12 protein-coding genes and 1 pseudogene are annotated in these 19,293 nt (G+C 71.5%); 3 read left to right on the top strand and 10 right to left on the bottom strand.

Annotated elements, in window-relative coordinates; genetic code table 11:
* Positions 1-5 precede the first annotated feature (5 nt).
* The 4 genes from AB0M62_RS15850 to AB0M62_RS15835 all read right to left on the bottom strand — a co-directional run bounded on the left by AB0M62_RS15850 (position 6) and on the right by AB0M62_RS15835 (position 4,138).
* Positions 6-1,256 carry a beta-ketoacyl synthase N-terminal-like domain-containing protein gene (locus AB0M62_RS15850; protein WP_366074759.1) on the bottom strand — a complete coding sequence of 417 codons (1,251 nt, stop codon included), beginning with the start codon at positions 1,254-1,256 and terminating at the stop codon, positions 6-8.
* Complete coding sequence (locus AB0M62_RS15845; RefSeq protein ID WP_366074758.1) at positions 1,253-2,521, bottom strand: beta-ketoacyl-[acyl-carrier-protein] synthase family protein; 1,269 nt, start codon at positions 2,519-2,521, stop codon at positions 1,253-1,255. Before AB0M62_RS15845 ends, AB0M62_RS15850 begins: the two co-directional genes overlap by 4 nt.
* Positions 2,518-2,952 (bottom strand): cupin domain-containing protein, encoded by a 435-nt coding sequence (locus tag AB0M62_RS15840; RefSeq protein ID WP_366074757.1) that lies wholly within the window; start codon positions 2,950-2,952, stop codon positions 2,518-2,520. Before AB0M62_RS15840 ends, AB0M62_RS15845 begins: the two co-directional genes overlap by 4 nt.
* A gap of 67 nt (positions 2,953-3,019) precedes the next feature.
* Positions 3,020-4,138 (bottom strand): SchA/CurD-like domain-containing protein, encoded by a 1,119-nt coding sequence (locus tag AB0M62_RS15835; protein ID WP_366074810.1) that lies wholly within the window; start codon positions 4,136-4,138, stop codon positions 3,020-3,022.
* Between the two features lie 187 nt (positions 4,139-4,325).
* On the opposite strand from AB0M62_RS15835, the gene AB0M62_RS15830 reads away from it, so the two are divergent.
* Complete coding sequence (locus AB0M62_RS15830) at positions 4,326-5,972, top strand: FAD-dependent monooxygenase (RefSeq protein WP_366074756.1); 1,647 nt, start codon at positions 4,326-4,328, stop codon at positions 5,970-5,972.
* Between the two features lie 272 nt (positions 5,973-6,244).
* On the opposite strand, the pseudogene AB0M62_RS15825 reads toward AB0M62_RS15830, so the two are convergent.
* Positions 6,245-6,850: pseudogene (locus tag AB0M62_RS15825) on the bottom strand (AMP-binding protein); the annotation flags it as partial.
* A gap of 169 nt (positions 6,851-7,019) precedes the next feature.
* Between AB0M62_RS15825 and AB0M62_RS15820 the strand changes: the two are divergent.
* Positions 7,020-9,458, top strand: coding sequence for a penicillin acylase family protein (locus tag AB0M62_RS15820; RefSeq protein ID WP_366074755.1), 2,439 nt, complete (start codon positions 7,020-7,022; stop codon positions 9,456-9,458).
* A 60-nt stretch (positions 9,459-9,518) separates the two neighbouring features.
* On the opposite strand, the gene AB0M62_RS15815 is transcribed toward AB0M62_RS15820, so the two are convergent.
* The 3 genes from AB0M62_RS15815 to AB0M62_RS15805 form a co-directional block, all read right to left on the bottom strand.
* A complete protein-coding gene (locus tag AB0M62_RS15815) occupies positions 9,519-10,616 on the bottom strand; it encodes an ionic transporter y4hA (protein WP_366074754.1) in 1,098 nt (365 codons plus the stop codon).
* A gap of 104 nt (positions 10,617-10,720) precedes the next feature.
* Positions 10,721-12,271: an acyl-CoA synthetase gene (locus AB0M62_RS15810; protein WP_366074753.1), complete on the bottom strand. Its 1,551-nt coding sequence runs from the start codon at positions 12,269-12,271 to the stop codon at positions 10,721-10,723.
* A 46-nt stretch (positions 12,272-12,317) separates the two neighbouring features.
* Positions 12,318-13,436 carry a nitronate monooxygenase family protein gene (locus AB0M62_RS15805; RefSeq protein WP_366074752.1) on the bottom strand — a complete coding sequence of 373 codons (1,119 nt, stop codon included), beginning with the start codon at positions 13,434-13,436 and terminating at the stop codon, positions 12,318-12,320.
* A gap of 148 nt (positions 13,437-13,584) precedes the next feature.
* Between AB0M62_RS15805 and AB0M62_RS15800 the strand changes: the two genes are divergently transcribed.
* Positions 13,585-15,372: a serine hydrolase gene (locus AB0M62_RS15800; protein WP_366074751.1), complete on the top strand. Its 1,788-nt coding sequence runs from the start codon at positions 13,585-13,587 to the stop codon at positions 15,370-15,372.
* 40 nt (positions 15,373-15,412) lie between these two features.
* On the opposite strand, the gene AB0M62_RS15795 is transcribed toward AB0M62_RS15800, so the two are convergent.
* Both AB0M62_RS15795 and AB0M62_RS15790 read right to left on the bottom strand, forming a co-directional pair.
* The gene (locus tag AB0M62_RS15795; RefSeq protein ID WP_366074750.1) at positions 15,413-16,987 is read right to left on the bottom strand and encodes an NAD(P)/FAD-dependent oxidoreductase; all 1,575 of its coding nucleotides are present in this window, start codon (positions 16,985-16,987) and stop codon (positions 15,413-15,415) included.
* A gap of 39 nt (positions 16,988-17,026) precedes the next feature.
* On the bottom strand, positions 17,027-19,282 hold the full coding sequence (locus AB0M62_RS15790; RefSeq protein WP_366074749.1) for a tetratricopeptide repeat protein: 2,256 nt from the start codon (positions 19,280-19,282) through the stop codon (positions 17,027-17,029).
* Positions 19,283-19,293 lie beyond the last annotated feature (11 nt).

The raw sequence follows: 19,293 nt of genomic DNA, 5'->3' as shown, positions 1-19,293 counted from the left end.
CCTTCTCACGTGGTGGTGTCGGTGGCGCCCCGCAGCACCAGGGCCGCGTTCGACCCCATGAGCCCACGGCTGAGCACGAGCGCCGTCCGCAGTTCGGCGGGACGAGCGGCGCCGGTCACCACGTTGAGGTCGTGGCACACGTCGAAGACGTTGGGCGTGGGCGGTATGACGCCGTGTTCCATGGCGAGCACCGCGGCGGCCGTGTCCAGGACGGGCGCACCGCAGTAGGCCCTGCCGATACCCGACTTGGGAGCCGTGACCGGTACGCGCGGCCCGTAGGCGCCCAGGGCGTCGGCTATCGCCAGGGCCTCTGCCCGGTCCGCCGCCGGCACGCCGAGCGCGTCGGCGAAGACGACGTCGATCTCCTCCGGCGCGCAGTGGGCTTCCCGCAACGCGCCGCGGATCGCCTGGGCGAGTCCCTCCCGGGACTCCTCCCAGCGGGACGCACCCGTGAAGGTCGCGGCGTGGCCGGCCAGCTTGGCCCGGATCCGGGCGCCGCGGCGACGGGCCGACTGCTCCTCCTCGACGACCAGCATGGCTCCGCCCTCGGCGGGGACGAAGCCGCAGGCTTCGGCGGTGAACGGCCGGTAAGCACGCGCCGGGTCGTCGCAGGTGCTCAGATCCTCGTACCCGAGCTGGCAGACCACCGAGTACGGGGCCAGGGGTGCCTCGGCGGCACCGACCACGACGGCGTCGGTGCCCCGGCCGATGGCGCCGGCGGCGTGTGCGAGCGCGTCCAGACCGCCGGCCTCGTCGCTGGCCACGACACCACAGGGTCCCTTGAAGCCGCCGCGGATGGATATCTGGCCGGTGCTGGCGGCGTAGAACCAGGCGATGGACTGGTACGGCCCGACGTAGCGGGAGCCCTGGCCCCAAAGCCGCTGGAGCTCCCGCTGACCGAACTCGCCACCGCCCGATCCGGCGGCGGTCACCACCCCGACGGCGAACGGTGATCCGTCGTAGTCGGCGCGGCCGAGCCGGGCGTCGTCCAGCGCGAGGTCGGCCGCCGCCATCGCGAAGTGGGTGAACCGGTCGGTCTGGACGAGATAGCGCTCTTCGATGAGCGCCATCGGGTCGAAGCCCCGCACCTCGCCGGCCACGCGCAGCGGCAGATGCTCGCATCCCTCACGGGTGACCCGGTCGAGAACGCTGATGCCTTCCCGCGTCGTCTTCCAGAAGACCTCGGTGCTCGCCCCGCTGGGGGCGACGACACCTATTCCTGTGACGACCGAACGCCGATCCTGCCGGAAGCTCATCGTGTCCTCCCACTTGGTCGGGTCATGACCACCGCGGACTGGAATCCGCCGAACCCGCTGCCGACCGAGAGCACGCTGCGCAGTTTCAGGGGGCGCGCGGTGCGTGGCACGTAGTCGAGGTCGCACTCCGGGTCCGGGGTCTCGTAGTTCGCCGTCGGCGGCACGACCTGGTTGGCCAGCGCCAGCACGCATGCCACGATCTCGATCGCACCGATGGCGCCCAGCGAGTGGCCCACCATCGATTTGATCGAGCTCATGGGCACGTTGTAAGCGTGTGCGCCCAGCGACCGCTTCACCGCGGCCGTTTCGTGCCGGTCGTTCTGCTGGGTGCCCGAGCCGTGCGCGTTGACGTAGTCGATCTGTGAGCTGTCGAGGCGGGCGTGGTCGAGAGCGTTGTTGATGGCCTCGGCCATCTCCAGGCCCTCGCGGGTCAGTCCGGTCATGTGGTAGGCGTTGCCGAACGTGGCGTACCCCTTGATCTCGCAGTACACGGTGGCGCCGCGGGCCCGTGCGTGGTCCAGGTCCTCCAGCACGAGCACGGCCCCGCCCTCGCCCATGACGAAGCCGTCCCGGTTGGCGTCGAACGGCCGCGAGGCGTGCGCCGGGTCGTCGTTGTTCGCCGACGTCGCCTTGATGGCGTCGAAGCAGGCCACCGTGATCGGGGAGATCGGCGAGTCCGACGCGCCTGCGATGCACACGTCGACCCGGCCCTCCTCGATGGACTGGAAGGCGTACCCGATCGCGTCGAGACCGGAGGTGCATCCCGTCGAGACGGTCTGGACGGGGCCGTGTGCGCCGACCTGTTCGGCGACCGCGGAGGCGAGGGAGCTCGGTGAGAACGCCCGGTGCAGATGACGGCCCGCCGGCCGGTGGTCCACGTCCCAGCGCGAGCCGCTACCGCTGACGGCCACGTAGTCGTGTTCGAGGCGTGTGGTGCCGCCGACCGCGGTGCCCAGGGACACCCCTATGCGCCAGGGGTCCTCCTTCTCCGGGTCCAGGCCGGCGTCACGTATGGCCTCCTTGGCGGCCACCAGGGCGAACTGGATGTACCGGTCCGAGCGCGCCACCTGCTCGCTGTCGAGCCCGTGGGCCGCGGGATCGAAGTCGCACTCGGCCGCGATACGGGAGCGGAAGCCCTCCGGGTCGAAGAGGGTGATGCCCCGCGTCGCCGTGCGGCCGTTCGAGAGCAGGTCCCAGAACGCCGGTGCGCCCACTCCGCCGGGGGCGACGATGCCGACCCCGGTGATCGCCACCCGCCGGGTCACGAAACCACCTCCGTACGTTCTGGCGGCCAGCCCTGCTCGGTGCTGTCCGTGTGCTCGGTGTCGACGTGCCCCAGCTCAGGGCGCGGGGCGAGCGGGCCGAGGTGGAAGACCATGCGGGCCTCGACGTCGCCCACGTTGCGGAAGCGGTGTCGCACATGAGGGGGAATCAGTAGGCCCTGGTCGGGCCGGATCGGGTGCGGTTCCCCGTCCAGGTCCACCTCGAGGAGTCCGCTCACGACGTACACGAACTCCTCGGAGTACGGGTGGTAGTGCTCGCCGATGCGGTCACCGGGCTGCACGATGGCCAGGCCCATGAAGCCACTCGTGGCGCCCACCGCGGTCGGCGTGAGCATGGCGCGCAGGTCGCCTCCGCGCCTGCGGTTGGGCTGGGTCTCGCTGAGGTCCACGATGCGTGGGCGGTGCATGGTCATGGGTACTTCCTCCAGGTGCGTTGTGCCGGCGGCGTTGAGCGGGTGACCCTCTGGGCCCGGTGCCGGATCAGGAGTCCCGGGCCAGCCGGTCGGTGATCAGGTTCATGTCGGATCGCTCGAGGAACCGCGCGATTTCCGCGTCGCTCCTCGGCGCGTTGTCCGCCGGGCCTTCCAGCAGACGCGCCAGCACGGCCGCCTTGCGGGCGCCTTCGACGCCGAGCGCCAGCGCTGGCCTGGCGTTCATCGGGCCACTGATGTCGATGAGCCTGACCACGATGTCGTCACGCTGGAAGATCGTGCTGCTGTCGATGGGGCTCGTGGCGTCATCGGCCGCCGCTTCGTCCTGGCCGGCCAGCAGCCGGGCCAGTGCCATGCCGCAGCCCTGCTTGGCCTGGTAGAGCATCGCGTGCCGGGTGACGGCCGACGGGTCGTGCTCGCGCGCGGCCACATGGTGGACCGCGGGGAGCGCGGCGCGGGTGAAGAACACCCGGGCGGAGTCGGGATCGCTGAGATCGCGGTCCTGCTCCAGGTAGGGGTTGATGGCCTCCTCGACGGCCCTGACCTCCGGCTGCTGCGCCACGTGACGCAGGGCCGCCAGCAGGTCGCCCTGTACCTCGACCGCTCGTACGACGCGGTTGCCGTGCATGAACAGCGAGGTGCGGCGCAGCCGGGTGATCTCGTCGACCCTCGACTCCGGCGGGGTGTATCCGGCCAGGATCTTGGCGACGGTCGCCTCGCTGCCCGGCTTGACCGTGAAGGTGAGGGCGTGTCGGACCACACCGTCGCCGAGACGGGGGGAGGTCTGGAGGTGGCCCTTGGCCGGCTCGGGGTCGCCGGTGAAGCTCTTCCCGGTCTCCCGCAGGATGCTGAAGCGCAGGGATCGGGTGTCGCGTACACAGTTGTGCAGCGGCTGGACCGTCTTGACGTGCTCCTCGCTGTTCACCCAGGCGAGGAAGGGCGGTGCGCTCTCCCATTCGCTGGTGATGAGCCACTGCGAGGGGTTCTCTATCGACTGGCACAACTGGTCGCTGAGGTGTCCGGGAACGGACGCGACCTGGTTGCGCAGGTGCTCGTACGCTTCGAGGAACTGCTTCTGGGCACCTTCGTGAAGGTCCAGCAGCAGAACGACCCGAAGCCTGGAGCCGTCGAAGGCGGACTGCGATATCCGTTCCGACAAGGTTGTCATCATTCTCACTCCTCCGATGGCGGATGCGGACGGTCCGCCCCCCACGTCGCGGGCGGCTCTCCCGAGTCGATCGTGGGCCGCTGGTACGGGTGGCGCGAGATGTGTGAACCAAGCGGGTGAATGGGCGTCCGAACCAGTCCCACAAGGGCATGGACACTGCATCCCGTAGGGCGAGCTGGAGCGACTGATGAACGAGAAGATCGACGACCGGGTGCCGGTCCTCATCGTGGGCGGCTCCCTGGTGGGCCTGTCCGCCTCACTGTTTCTGGGCCGGCTCGGCATCCGGCATCTGCTGGTCGAAAAACACGCGAGCACGTCGATGCACCCGCGCGGGCGCGGGAACAACGTGCGCACGATGGAGGTGTTCCGCACGGCGGGCGCCGAGCCGGGGATCCGGGAGGCCGCGTCGGTCCTCGCGGACAACCACGGGATCCTGCAGGCGGGGTCACTCACAGGCGACGACCAGGAGTGGCTGTTCAAGGAGATCGACCCGGGCGGCGGGCTCGCGCGCTTCAGCCCGACGGGCTGGTGCCTCTGCAGTCAGAACGATTTGGAACCGGTCCTGCTGGCCCAGGCCCGCCGACAGGGGGCGGACATCCGGTTCTCCACCCAGATGGTCTCCTTCGACCAGGACTCGACCGGAGTGACCGCGGTCGTGAAGAGCCGCGAAACCGGTGAACTCAGCACAATCCGCGCGGACTATCTCATCGCGGCCGACGGGCCCCGCAGTCCGGTGCGTGAACATCTGCGGATCGGGCAGACCGGGCCCGGTGATCTGTTCCACAACGTGAGCATCACCTTCCGCTCCAAGCGTCTGGCGGACGTGCTGGGCGACCGGCGCTTCATCGTGTGCTACCTGACCAACCCGCTCGCGGACGGCGCTCTGTTGCCGGTGGACAACCTGGAGAGGTGGGTGTTCCACGCGCCTTGGCAACCCGACCGCGGGGAGACCCTGGAGGACTTCACCGACGACCGGTGCGCGAAGCACATCCGCCAGGCGGTCGGCGCGGCCGACCTCGACGTGGAGATCACCGGCCGGGCGCCGTGGCACGCCGCCGAGCGGGTCGCGGAGCGGTACTCGGCCGACCGGGTCTTCCTGGCCGGGGACTCCGCCCACGAGATGTCCCCCACCGGGGCGTTCGGCTCCAACACCGGTATCCAGGATGCGCACAACCTGGCCTGGAAGCTCGCCGCCGTCCTGGACGGCTGGGCGGGCCCCGCACTGCTCGAGTCCTACGACGCCGAGCGCCGGCCGGTGGCGCGGGCGACCAGCGCGCGGGCCTCCGCGCGGTCGAGCGAGCACAGTCACCCGGGCTACGCACCCGCTCCCGGCGTGGGCGGCGGAAGGCAGGGCGGGATCCTCTCGGTCGCCATGGGTTACCGCTACATCCGGGGCGCGGTGCTCGGCGTCGACCCGCAACTGCCCGTCGTACCCGAGCGGATGGAGCTGACCGGGGCGCCGGGCACCCGGGCGCCGCACATGTGGCTCCTCCACCGGGGCGAGCGGAAGTCCACGCTCGACCTCTACGAGCGTTCCTTCGTACTGCTCACCGGGTCCGCGGGCGCGGGGTGGCACTCGGCCGCGCAGCGGGTCGCGGACCGGATGTCCGTACGGCTCGACGCCTACCGGGTCGGGGCCGGGCCGGACGCCGATCTGACGCCCGAGACCGGAAACGCGAACGGGGCGGACTGGGCCGAGGTCCACGGCACAACGGACGAGGGTGCCGTACTCGTCCGTCCGGACGGCTTCGTGGCCTGGCGGTCGGCGGGTGCCGTGACCGATCCGGAGGCGACTCTCCACGACATCCTGGCAACACTGCTCGACCGGGCCTGACCTCGCCACCCGGGTCCCGGGCGGGCCCGGAGCCTGGGCGACGCGTCTGTGCGGACCTGGAAACGCCCCGGTGGTCGCGACGAGCCACCGGGGCGTCGAGCCATGGAAGTGACCGCCGCCGGCCGCGACCGCAAGGCGGTTCCCGGTGCCCCTCCCCGCGACAAAGGGCGGCCAGCCCCTTGCACGAGGTGCGACATCCTGGATTACTGATCCGGAACAGAGGACGGCCTTCACCCCCGCCCTGAAGGGCGGAGCACTGGCCAAGATCAGAGGTAGAGCGGCAGCGAGTGGACGGGCCGGTCGTCCTCGTGAAGGTCCAGGGCGGTGATCGCGCTGACGTACTCGTGCACCAGTGCGCGGTGCGTCATCTGCGCGCCTTTGGGCAGGGCGGTGGTGCCGGAGGTGTAGAGCAACTGGACCAGTTCGTGCTGGTCCCGGTCGGGGTCGAACTCCTCCGGCTCGCTCAGCGCGGCGAGCAGCGAGTCGTCCGTGCCGCGCAGCGCGCGAACGGCGAAGCCGTCCGGGATCCGGCCGGCCAGGTCGGGGTCCGCGAGGACCAGCGCGCTGTCGGACTGCTCGAGGATGTACGCGAGGTCGTCGCCGGTGAGGTTCTGATTGACCGGCACATGCACCAGGCCGGCGCGCGCACAGGCGAGGAAGGCGATCAGGTAGGCGTCCGAGTTGTGGCCGTAGGCGGCGACCCGGTCGCCCCGCTCCAGCCCGTGAGCGGTCAGGACGGCCGCCGCGGAGGAGACCGCCTCGTTCAACTGTGCGTAGGTCCACGTCCGGTCCCGGTAGTGGACCGCCGTTCGCCCGGGCACCCGCCCGGCGCTGACCCGCACGACCCCGTCGACCGTGTTGTTGCGCAGTCCCCGCATCGCGCGCCCTTCCGTCATGGCCCGATCCTGTTGCGGCCGGGCGGGACAGGTCAAGACCGGAGATACCGAACGGGATGTTGACAGGTGCTCACCTCTGCTGAATGAGTGACCGGTGACACTTCCGTGTCACGAGCAACCACCGTGGCTCATCGCCCATTTGGGAGGCACGTTGCACCTCCGCACCCGCATCGGACGTCTCGCCCTCACCGCTCTCGCGCTGGTGACCGCCACCGCCTCGCTGCCGCCGGCCGCCGCCGCGGACGACCGCGACGGTCGGCATCGCCCGTCCGGGGGCGGCCTTTCCGCCGTCATCCGGTACACCGAGTACGGCATCCCGCACATTCTCGCCAAGGACTACGCGAACCTCGGCTTCGGCACCGGCTGGGCGCAGGCCGCAGATCAGGTCTGCACGCTCGCCGATGGTTTCGTCACCCTGCGCGGCGAACGCTCCCGGTATTTCGGGGACGACGCGGCGCCCGACGGGTCGCTCTCCTCGGCCGGCCGGAACCTCTCCAGCGACCTCTTCTTCCGCGGTGTACGGGACGCGGGCACGGTCGAGAAGCTGCTCGCGCGGCCCGCCCCGGCGGGGCCGGGCCGCGAGGTACAGGACCTGATGCGCGGCTGGGCGGCCGGCTACAACGCCTGGTTGAAGCAGAACAGGATCACCGATCCGGCGTGCAAGGGCGCGGTGTGGGTGGGGCCCGTCACGACCCTGGACGTCGCGGCACGCGGCTTCGCCCTCGCTGTGCTCGGCGGGCAGGGGCGGGGCGTGGACGGCATCACCGCAGCCCAGCCGCCGGGTGCCACGGCGACCCGCACGGTGGCCCGTACGGCGCAGAGTCCCGAACCGGCCGACGCCGGGCGGGCCGCCCGCGAGCTGTTCGCCTCCGAGAGCGCGGACATGGGTTCCAACGCCGTCGCCTTCCGGGGCAGCACGACGGCGAACGGGCGCGGGCTGCTGCTGGGCAATCCGCACTACCCGTGGCAGGGCGGCCGTCGCTTCTGGCAGTCTCAGCAGACCATTCCGGGCGAACTCAATGTCTCGGGCGGCTCCCTGCTGGGCTCTGCCACCATCTCCATCGGGCACAACTCCAAGGTCGCCTGGAGCCACACGGTCGCCACCGGGGTGACCCTCAACCTGCACCAGCTGACCCTGGACCCGGCCGACCCGACGGCGTATCTCGTCGACGGCAGGCCTGAGCGCATGACCCCGCGGACCGTCACCGTGCCGGTACGGGACGGCTCCCCGGTGAGCCGTACCCAGTGGTGGACGCGGTACGGCCCGGTCGTCACCTCCCTGGGCTCCACGCTGCCACTGCCGTGGACTACGAGCACGGCGTACGCGCTGAACGACCCGAACGCGGTGAACCTGCGTGCCTCGGACACCGCGCTGGGCTTCAGCAAGGCCCGCGACACGGAGGGCGTTCTCGACGCGCTGCGCCGCACCCAGGGCATTCCCTGGGTCAACACGATCGCGGCGGACGCGGACGGCCATTCGCTGTTCACCCAGTCACAGGTGCTCCCCCGGATCACCGACGAGCTGGCGCAGCGCTGCTCCACCCCTCTTGGCAGGGCCACGTATCCGGCAGCGGGTCTGGCGGTGCTGGACGGTTCGCGCGGTGACTGCGCACTCGGCTCGGACCCGGAAGCTCTCCAGCCCGGGATCTTCGGGCCGTCGGCGATGCCGACGCTCAAGGACGCACCGTACGCGGAGAACTCCAACGACAGCGCGTGGCTCGCCAACGCCGATCAGCCGCTCACCGGCTACCCGCGGGTGTTCGGCACCGTCGGAACCCCGCGCTCACTGCGGACCCGGGGCGCCGTGGAAGATGTCACGGCGATGGCCCGGAAGGGCGGACTGACCGTCACCGATCTGCAGCGGCAGCAGTTCGCCAACCGGGCGCCGGCCGGGGACCTGGCCGCCGCCGACGCGGCCGCGGCCTGTGCCGCGTTGCCGGGTGGCAGTGCCGTGGGCAGCGACGGCAGCGCCGTCGACGTGTCACAGGCGTGTGCGGTGCTCAAGGGCTGGGACCGGACGGTGGACACCGGCAGCCGCGGGGCGCTGCTCTTCGACCGTTTCTGGCGCCGGCTCGTAGCGACCGTCCCGGCCGCGGAGCTGTGGAAGGTGCCGTTCTCACCGGCCGACCCGGTGCGGACCCCGAACACACTCAACACCGCATCGCCGGGACTGGCCCGGGCGCTGGCCGACGCGGTGGGTGAGCTGCGGAAGGCGGGCATCGCGCTGGACTCCCCGCTGGGCGAGCACCAGTTCGTCGTACGCGACGGCAAGCACATCCCGGTCCACGGCGGCACCGAGGCACTCGGCATCTGGAACAAGATCGAGCCCGCGTGGAACCCGGCCGACGGCGGCTACACGGAGGTGGCGCACGGTTCCAGCTATGTCCAGGCGGTCGGCTGGGACGGCGGCCGCTGCCCGGTGGCCCGCACCTTGCTGACCTACGCGCAGTCCTCGAATCCCCAGTCGCCGTACTTCAGCGATCAGACCGGCCTCTACTCGGCCGAGCGATGGGTGAATTCCCGGTTCTGCGAGAAGGACATCCTCACCTCCCCCGGTCTCCGGGTGGTGTGGGCGCGCGAGCGCCGCTGAGCGGGTCCACCGGGTTCCCCGCCGCCGCATGGGTGCGGCGGCGGGGAACCCGGCACGCGGTCAGGGACTGACGGCGAGGAACAGGAACGCGGCGAAGAGCACCATGTGCACCCCGCCCTGGAGCAGCGTGGCCCGGCCGGGTACGACCGTGAGGGCGCCCACCACCACGGTGAGCGCGAGCAGCACCATGTGGGTCGCCCCCAGGCCGAGCAGCAGGGGGCCGCTGAGCCAGACGGAGGCGAGCGCGATGGCCGGGATGGTCAGTCCGATGCTGGCCATGGCCGAGCCCAGGGCGAGATTGAGGCTGGTCTGCATCCGGTCCCGGTGGGCGGCCCGTACGGCCGCGAGGGTCTCGGGCAGGAGCACGAGCAGGGCGATCACCACCCCGACCACCGCGTTCGGCAGGCCGGCGCTCGCCACCCCCGACTCGATCGCGGGCGAGACCGCCTTGGCGTCTCCCACCACCGCCACCAGGGCGACGACGAGCAGGGCGAGGCTCAGCAGCGCCGTACGCCGTCCGGGTGGTGGGGCGTGGTCCTGGGCGTCGTCCCTCGCGGGCCGGCCGACGGGCAGGAAGTAGTCGCGGTGCCGGACCGTCTGTACGGCGACGAAAAGGCCGTAGAGACACAGGGATGCGACCGCCGCGAACGCCAGTTGCGCCGTGGAGAACTCGGGCCCCGGCTTGCTGGTGGTGAAGGTCGGCAGGACGAGGCTCAGGGTGGCCAGGGTCGCCACCGTGGCGAGCGCGCCCCCGGAGCCCTCGGCGTGGAACACGGCGACACGGTTGCGCACCGAGCCCACCAGGATGGACAGGCCGACGATGCCGTTGCACGTGATCATCACGGCGGCGAAGACCGTGTCCCGGGCGAGTGAGGAGGTCTTGGAGCCGCCGTCGACCATCAGGGTGACGATGAGGGCCACTTCGATGACCGTCACTGCCACCGCGAGGACGAGTGAGCCGAACGGTTCGCCCACCCGGTGCGCGACCACCTCGGCGTGGTGCACGGCGGCGAGCACCGCGCCGGCCAGGCACAGCGCGACGACACCGACCGCGGCGGGGGCGAGGTCACGGCCCCAGCTGAGGGCCAGGGCGACCACGGCGACGAGCGGGACCAGCACGGTCCAGTGGAGGGCTGCGAACCGGTTCACCGTGCTCATGGACGACACGCTGCCAGAGGCGCGCGGCGGCCGCGCGGTGTGGCGGGCCGGCCGGCGGGGCGGTGTGGCGGGCCGGCCGCATGGGGTCACGGCCGCGCGTCCCGTCACATGGCGCGGTCGTGGCCGTCCCAGTACGGGTCGCGCAGCCGGCGTTTGTACAGCTTGCCGTTGGGGTCGCGAGGCATCGAGTCGATGAAGTCGACGGTCCTGGGCCGCTTGTATCCCGCCAGCTGCTGAGCGCAGTGCGCCAGTATCCCGGCGGCCAGCGCGTCGCCCGCCCGGTGGCCCGGGGCCGGTTCGACGACCGCCTTGACCTCCTCGCCCCAGTCGGCGTGCGGGATGCCGAACGCGGCCGCGTCCGCGACGGCGGGGTGGGTCAGCAGCGCCGACTCGATCTCGGCGGGGTAGATGTTGACCCCGCCCGAGATGATCATGTCGATCTTGCGGTCGCGGAGGAAGAGGTAGCCGTCCTCGTCGAGAAGGCCGAGGTCTCCGACGGTGAAGAAGTCACCGATGCGGTTCTTCCTCGTCTTGTCCTCGTCCTTGTGGTAGCTGAAGCCGCCGGTGCTCATCTTCATGTAGACGGTGCCGAGTTCCCCGGCCGGCAGCCTGTTCCCGTCGTCGTCGTACACGGCGAGTTCGCTGATCGGCCAGGCCTTGCCGACCGTGCCGGGTTTCTTCAGCCAGTCCTCGGCGGTGGCGAAGGCACCGCCGCCCTCGCTGGCGGCGTAGTACTCCTCCACGCACCGGCCCCACCAGTCGATCATCGCCCGCTTGACGTGGTCGGGGCAGGGCGCTGCGCCGTGGATGGCGTGCCGCATCGACGTCACGTCGTACGCGCCCCGTATGTCCTCGGGCAGTGCGAGCAGGCGGTGGAACTGGGTCGGGACCATATGGGTGTGGGTGCACCGGTACTGGTCGATCAGCCGCAGCATCTCCTGCGGGGTCCACTTGTCCATCAGCACCAGCGGATGCCCGATGTGCAGGGAGGCACCCGCGAACTGGAGCACGGCGGTGTGGTAGAGCGGCGAGCAGACCAGATGCACATTGCCGTCGAACGGCCGGATACCGAAGATGCCGAGGAAGCCGCCGAGGTACGTCTCCTCGGGGAGCTTGCCGGACAGCGGGCGGCGGATGCCCCGGGGCCTGCCCGTGGTGCCCGAGGTGTAGTTCATGACCCACCCGAGGGTGCGGTCATCGGGCACGGTCGTGGGCCGGCCGTCCTGGAGCTCGGCGTAGGGGCGGAAGCCGTGGATGCTGCCCACCGCGTAGCGGTGGGTGGCGGGCAGCCCGGCCTCGTCGGCCGCCGCGGTGGCCGCTTCGGCGAAGCGCTCGTGGGCGATCAGGACCTTGGCACCGGAGTCGGCGACGATCCAGGCTGTCTCGGGTCCGACGAGGTGGTGGTTGACCGGGACGAGGTAGAGGCCGGCCTGGGACGCGGCGAGGTAGGCGGTGAAGAACTCGACGCCGTTGGGCAGGACGACCGCGAAGGCGTCGCCCTGTTCCAGGCCTGCGGCGCGCAGCCCGTGGACGAGTTGGTTCACGGCGGCGTGCAGCCGTCCGGCGGACCACTCCTCACCGTCCGGCGCGACAAGGATCGTACGACCGGGGTCCGCGGCCGCCTGGGCCCAGAAGCCGTTGGGTGCTCGGGACATGGGACTCCTCCGTCAGGGTCGCCGGGTTCATCGGGATGCCGGGCGGTCAGGACCGGCCGGCGATGCGGTTGATGCGGTCGACGGCCCGCTCGAACCCGCTGGTCAGGTCGTCGAAAACGGCCTGGACACTGCGCTCTGAGTTCATCCGGCCGACGATCTGGCCGACAGGGGTGCCGAGCAGCGGCCCGACCTCGTACTTCTGGATACGGGAAAGAGCCTCGGCGACGAGCAGGCCCTGCAGGGGCATCGGCAGGGCGCCGGGGCCGTTCGGGTCGTCCCAGGCGTCGGTCCATTCGGTGCGCAGCTGGCGGGCGGGCTTGCCGGACAGTGCGCGGGAGCGGACCGTGTCGCCGGATCCCGCGTCGATGAGCTTCCGGGTGAGCGCGCGGGAGTGGAGGTCGGCCTCGGTGGTGGTCAGCCAGAGTGAGCCGAGCCAGACTCCCTGGGCGCCGAGCGCGAGCCCGGCGGCGATCTGTTCACCACTGCCGATGCCGCCGGCGGCGAGGACGGGCAGGGGGGACACGGCCTCCACGGCCTCGGGGACGAGCACCATGGAGGCGATCTCCCCGGTGTGGCCGCCGGCTTCGTAGCCCTGGGCGACGACGATGTCGATGCCCGCCTCGGCGTGCCGCCGGGCGTGTTTGGCGCTGCCTGCCAGGGCCGCCACCAGCACGTCATGGGCGTGGGCGCGCTGGATGACATCGGCGGGCGGCGAGCCGAGCGCGTTGGCGAGCAGCTTGATGGGGTAGTCGAAGGCGACGTCGAGCTGGTTGCGGGCGACCTGTTCCATCCAGCCGGTGATCCGCCAGCCGGAGGCCTCGCCGTCGGCGAGTTCGGGCACCCCGTGCTTGGCCAGGGTCTCCTGGACGAAGCGGCGGTGGGCGGCAGGGATCATCGCCTCGACATCGGCCTCGGTCGGCGCGGGGTTTCCCTCACCCCCGGTCTTCTTGGCGGGCATGACGACGTCGAGTCCGTACGGCTTGCCGTCGGTGTGCTCCTGCATCCAGTCGAGGTCGCGCGCGAGGTCGTCGGGCGCGGTGTAGCGGACCGCGCCGAGCACGCCGAATCCGCCGGCCCGGGTGATGGCCGCCGCGACGGCCGGGAAGGGCGTGAAGCCGAAGATGGCGTGCTCGACTCCCAGTTTTCTGCTCAGCTCCGTCTCCATGGGCGCAGGATGCCGTAGCCCGGCGGCCGAGGGAAGAGATTTACTGATGCAGCGTCAGATTCATTGTGTTGACAGCCGATCGCGCGAGGGAAGAAAGTTTCACGTATCGATCGCTCTCCCGAAAGATACTTTCACGAAGGGTCGCGCCATGGGTGGGGACGCTGCGGGCGGAAGAATCAGCCGACGACAACTGGCCGGTGGGGCCATGGCTCTGGGAGGCGCACTCGTGGTGGGTTCACTCCCCCTCGGCGCGGCGTCGGCCGCCGGGCGGGGCAGGGTCCGGACGGCCACCCTGCGGCGCGGCTCCGCGGAGCGGGCGGGGCTGCGGCCCGAGTACCTGGGCCGGCTCGTCACCGATGCGGAGAAGTTCCTCGGCCCCTCCCCCAAGCACCCCTGGTACGCCGGAGCCGTCCTGCTCGCGGGCCGGGGCGGCACGGTGGCACTGCATCATCCGATCGGCAAAGCCGTGCGGTACTCGGCGTACGACGAGAAGACCGACACCGGCGTCGAGTTCCCCGCGGACCGGCAGATCGCGATGGCGGAAGACACGGTTTTCGATCTCGCTTCCGTGTCCAAGCTGTTCACCTCGATCCTGGCGGTGCAGCAGATCGAGCGGGGGGCGCTGGAGCTGGAGGCGGAAGTCGCCTCCTACCTGCCGGAGTTCGCGGGCGGCGGCAAACAGGACGTCACCATACGGCAGCTGCTCACCCACACCTCCGGCTTCCGGGCCTGGATTCCGCTGTACAAGGAGCCCACTCGGGAAGGGAAGCTGCGCCTGCTGTGGAACGAGATGCCGGCCAGTGCGCCAGGCACCAGGTACCTCTATTCCGACCTCAACCTGATCTCCCTTCAGCTCGTGCTGGAGAAGATCACCGGTCGCCCTCTGGATGTGCTGCTTCACGACGAGATCACCGCTCCGCTCGGGATGCACCGCACGCGCTACAACCCGCCCGCTTCCTGGAAGCCGCGGATCGCCGCCACCGAGGACGCCCGGCAGCCCTGGTCAGGCCTCCAGCGGGGGTTGGTGTGGGGCGAGGTGCACGACGAGAACGCGTACAGCTTCGGCGGCGTCGCCGGACACGCCGGCGTCTTCTCCTGCGCCTGGGACCTCGCGGTGCTCGGCCGGACGCTGCTCAACGGCGGCTCGTACGGCCGCGCTCGCGTCCTCACACCCGAGTCGGTGGAGCTCATGTTCACCGATTTCAACACCGCCTTCCCGGGCGACGAACACGGCCTGGGCTTCGAGCTCTACCAGCACTGGTACATGGGCGCGCTGGCCACTCCGCGCACCGCCGGCCACACCGGATTCACCGGCACCAGCCTCGTCCTGGACCCGTCCACCGACTCGTTCCTCGTGGTGCTCGGCAACTCGGTGCACCCCGTGCGCAGTTGGCGCTCGGGCAGCGCCCCGCGCGTCGCCGCGGCCAACAACCTCGCACGAGCCGTCCCGGTGCGGCCCGCACACGGGCGCACGGCCTGGTTCGCCGGGATGACGAGCGCCACCACCGCCACGCTCACGCTGCCGCCGCTCACCCTCGCCTCCGACCGCGCGCGGCTGCGCTGTGCCCTGTGGTGGGACACCGAGCCGAGCTCCGACGCGCTCTTCCTCGAAGCCTCGGCCGACGACGGCGCGACCTGGCAACCGGTGCCTTTCACCACCGCACGCCGGGGACAGCGTCCTGTGGAGCGCCCGTCCGGTTCGGTGACCGGGTACTCGGGACGGGTCTGGCACCGCCTGGACGCGGATCTGGCGGCGTGGCGCGGTGCGCCCGTGAGGGTGCGCTGGCGTTGCACCACCGACACGCTCTACGTCGGGCGCGGGGTGTACGTCGACGGCATGCGGGTGACCGACGGGCACCGCACGGTGTTCGACGAGAGAAGGTCCGCGGACTCCGCCCGTGTGGTGGCGACGGGCTGGACGGCGTCCGCGGACTGACGGCCGGGACCGGTCGGGCTCGGACCGGGGCCGACCGGGACTACTGACCCAGGGCCGCCATCGCGGCGTTGTGGCCCGGGATCCCGCTGACCCCGCCGCCGCGCACGGCGCCCGCCCCGCACAACAGGACGTTCGCGTGCGCCGTTTCCACCCCCCACCGGCCGGTCCCCTCACCGGCGTACGGGAAGGCGAGATCGCGGTGGAAGATGTTGCCGCCGGGCAGTCGCAGGTCGCGTTCGAGGTCGAGTGGGGTCCGGGCCTCGATACAGGGGCGTCCGTCCTCGTCCAGGGCGAGGCAGTCGGCGATCGGCTCCTCGAGATGGGCGTCCAGCTCGGCGAGTGTGGCGGCGAGCAGTTCGGCGCGCACGGCGTCGTTGTCCTTGCCGCCTCCGCCGAAAAGCCGCGCGGGAGTGTGCAGTCCGAACAGCGTCAGAGTCTGGTGACCCTGCTCGACGAGATCCCGGCCGAGGATCGACGGGTCGGTCAGCGAGTGGCAGTAGATCTCCGAAGGCGGGGCACTGGGCAGTTCGCCGGCCGCAGCCTGCCGGTAGGCGTCGGCCAGTTGCCCGTACCCCTCGGCGATGTGAAAGGTTCCGGCGAAGGCCTCGCGCGGGTCGACCGTGCGGTCGCGCAGCCGAGGCAGCCGGCGCAGCAGCATGTTGACCTTCAGCTGCGCGCCCTCGGCCGGCGCCGGAGGCTCCTCGCCGAGCATGGCCGCGAGCGCCTGGGGCGAGGCGTTCACCAGAACCCGGCGGGCGGCCACGGCGCCTTCGCCGTCCGGGGTACGGAAGGTGACCTCGGCAGCGCTTCCGTCGGTCGCTATGCGGATCGCTTCGTGCCCGGTGACGATCTCCGCGCCCGCCGAGCGGGCGGCCGCGGCCAGCGCGTCCGTCAGGGCCCCCATACCGCCGACCGGCACGTCCCAGTCGCCGGTGCCCCCGCCGATCACGTGGTACAGGAAGCAGCGGTTCTGCAGCAGTGAGGCGTCGTGGGCGTCGGCGAACGTACCGATCAGGCCGTCGGTGAGGACGACGCCGCGGACCAGGTCGTCGGCGAAGGTCTTCTCGACGGCCACGCCCAGCGGTTCCTCGAACAGCATCCGCCAGGCGTCGTCCTGGCCGATCCGTGCGCGCAGCTCCGCCCGGGTGGGCAGCGGCTCGGTGAGCGTGGGGAAGACCCGCTCGGCCACGTGGCCGGTGGTGCCGTAGAAGGCCTGCCAGTTCTCGTACTCCCGGTCCGAGCCGGTGAGGCGTAGGAAGGATTCGCGCGTGCGGTCCGGGCCGCCACCGACCAGCAGGCCCGTGGCCCGCCCCGCCCGCTCCACGGGCGTGTACGAGGAGACGGTGCGCTTGCGGACGGCGAAGCGCAGTCCCAGGTCGTCCACGATCTTCTGCGGCAGCAGGCTCACCAGGTAGGAGTAGCGCGAGAGCCGGGCGTCGACGCCGGCGAACGGACGAGTGGAGACCGCGGCTCCACCGGTATGGCCGAGGCGCTCCAGGACCAGGACGGAGCGCCCGGCCCGGGCGAGGTAGGCGGCGGCGACCAGACCGTTGTGGCCGCCGCCGACGATCACGGCGTCGTACACGTCTTTTTGGATCTCAGCGGGTGCGGGCATGGCCCTTGGTAACACGCGCCGATGACCCATGACCAGAGGTCAGTGGCCCTCCGAGCCGCTCGCGTCGTGCCGCCCGCGCAGCGCCGCCACCTGTCGGTAGAGCTCTACGGCCTCCGCGCCACGGCCCAGCTGCTCCAGACAGTGCGCCTCGTCGTTGCGGCTGGCCAGAGCGTCGGGGTGGTCGGCGCCGAGGACCTGCTCCCGGGACCGGGCCACCTGCCGGTAGACGGCCAGCGCGTCGGCCCAGCGGCCCAGCCACCCCAGTCCGACGGCCACCTCGCGGCGGCTGACGAGGGTGTCGGGGTGGTCGGGACCGAGGACACGTTCCCGGATGGCGCACACGTCGCGGGCCTCGGCCAGGGCCTCCTCCCAGCGGGCGAGCCGGCCCAGATTGACGCCGAGGCCGTGGCGGGCACGCAGAGTCTCGGGATCGTCCGGGCCGTGTGCGCGGGTGCGGTCGTCGACGAGGTCCCGGTACAGCTCGAGGGCTTCCGCGCTGCGGCCGAGCCGGCCGAGGCTGATGCCCACCTCGTAGCGGGCGGCGAGGGTCTCCGGATGGTCGCGGCCGAGCACCTGCTCACGCGCGGCCGCCACCTCGCGGTAGGTGGCCAGTGCCTCCGTCCAGCGCCCCAACTGGCCCAGTGCGTAGGCGACCTCGTACCGGGTGACCAGGGTGTCGGGGTGGTTGGCGCCCAGTACCCCGGCCCGCGCCTCCGCGACGTCACGCGCCATCCGGTACGAGTCCTCCAGCCGGCCGAGCCTGCTGAGGTTGAAGGCCAGGTTGTGGCGGCAGCGCAGGGTGTCCGGGTGGTCGGGGCCCATGGAGCGCTCGCGGAACGCGAGCACCGACGCGTACGCCTGGTGGGCCTCGAAGTGTCGGCCGAGCTGTCCCAGTACGTATGCCATCTCCTGGCGGGCCGCAAGGGTCTCCGGATGGTCCGGGCCGAGTGCGCGGGTGCGGCCCTCGGCCACCCGGCGGTACTCGCGCAGGGCGTCGGCGGGCCGGCCGGTGCGGCTGAGGGTGAAGCCGACCTCGTAGTGGCTGGCGAGGGTGTCGGGATGGTCGGGGCCGAGCACGTGCTCCCGCTCGGCGGCCACGGCGCGGTGCACCTCGCCGGCCTCCTCCCAGCGACCCAGCCTGCTGAGGCTGAGCCCGGCACTGTGGCGGCCCGCGAGTACGGCGAGGAGTTCGGGCGACGGGGTGGGCCGGTCCGGCCGCTCGGACACCCGGTCCGGGGACGGGTTGCCTGTGCCCGGGCTGCCCGGGCCGGTGCGCGGTGTCGTCCACGGGCCGGTGAGGGCGGCGGTGCTGTCCGGCACGACGCCCGTGGTCCAGGTGCCGCCGGCCTTGTGGCCGGTCGTCATGCCGCGCGTCCAGGACGGCAGCCGGTGCCCGCGCGAGAGCGGTTCCGGGCGCCCCGCCAGGGGAGGCGGCAGCATTTGCGGGCTCCGCCCCTCGACGATCCGGCGGCCCAGTTCCCGGGCGTCGGCCGGCCGCTCCTGCGGGGTCTTGGCCAGCAGGTCGAGGACGATGCGGTCGAAGAACGGGGGAAGTTCCGCGCGGTGGTCCCGGGGCGGCCGCGGAGGCGTGTCGCGGTGTCCCACCAGCACGCCCCAGGCGTCGTCCAGGTCGAAGGGCGGGGCGCCGGTGGCGATCTCGTACAGGACACAGCCCAGCGAGTAGAGGTCGCTGCGGTGGTCCACCTCGGAGCCGCCGATCTGCTCGGGCGACATGTAGTGCGGCGTGCCCATGGCGATTCCGGTCCCGGTGAGCTTGGCGGTGAAGCCGATGTCGTCACCGAGGCGGGCAATGCCGAAGTCGCAGATCTTCACCGTGCCGTCGGTGAGCCGCATGATGTTCGCGGGCTTCAGGTCCCGGTGCACGATGCCCTGTTCGTGCGTGTAGGCGAGGGCGGCGGCGACCTGTTCCCCGATGTCGACCACGTCCGCCACCGGCAGCGGGTGCTGCTTGTTCTCCGCCAGCAGCTGGCTGAGGTTGCGCCCGTCCAGCAGCTCCATCACGAGATAGAGGACGCCTTCGTACTCGCCGAAGTCGTGGACGACGGTGACGCCCCGGTGCTGGAGAGCCGCGGCCACCCGGGCCTCCCGGCGGAAGCGTTCCCGCAGGACTCGGGTGAAAGACTCCTCGTGTCGCGGGCCCAGCGGTTTGAGGCACTTGACCGCGACGTGGCGGCCGAGCGATTCGTCGCGCGCCCGCCACACCTCCCCCATGCCCCCGCGCCCGATCACATCGAGCAGCCGGTAGCGGCCCTGGATCAGCCTGGACTCCGCCATCGCGTGCTGTC

The organism is Streptomyces sp. NPDC051219 (genome assembly GCF_040682335.1).
Lineage (GTDB): Bacteria > Actinomycetota > Actinomycetes > Streptomycetales > Streptomycetaceae > Streptomyces.
The sequence above is the reverse complement of the archived record's forward strand: the minus strand, read 5'-3'. Positions and strand labels throughout refer to the sequence as shown.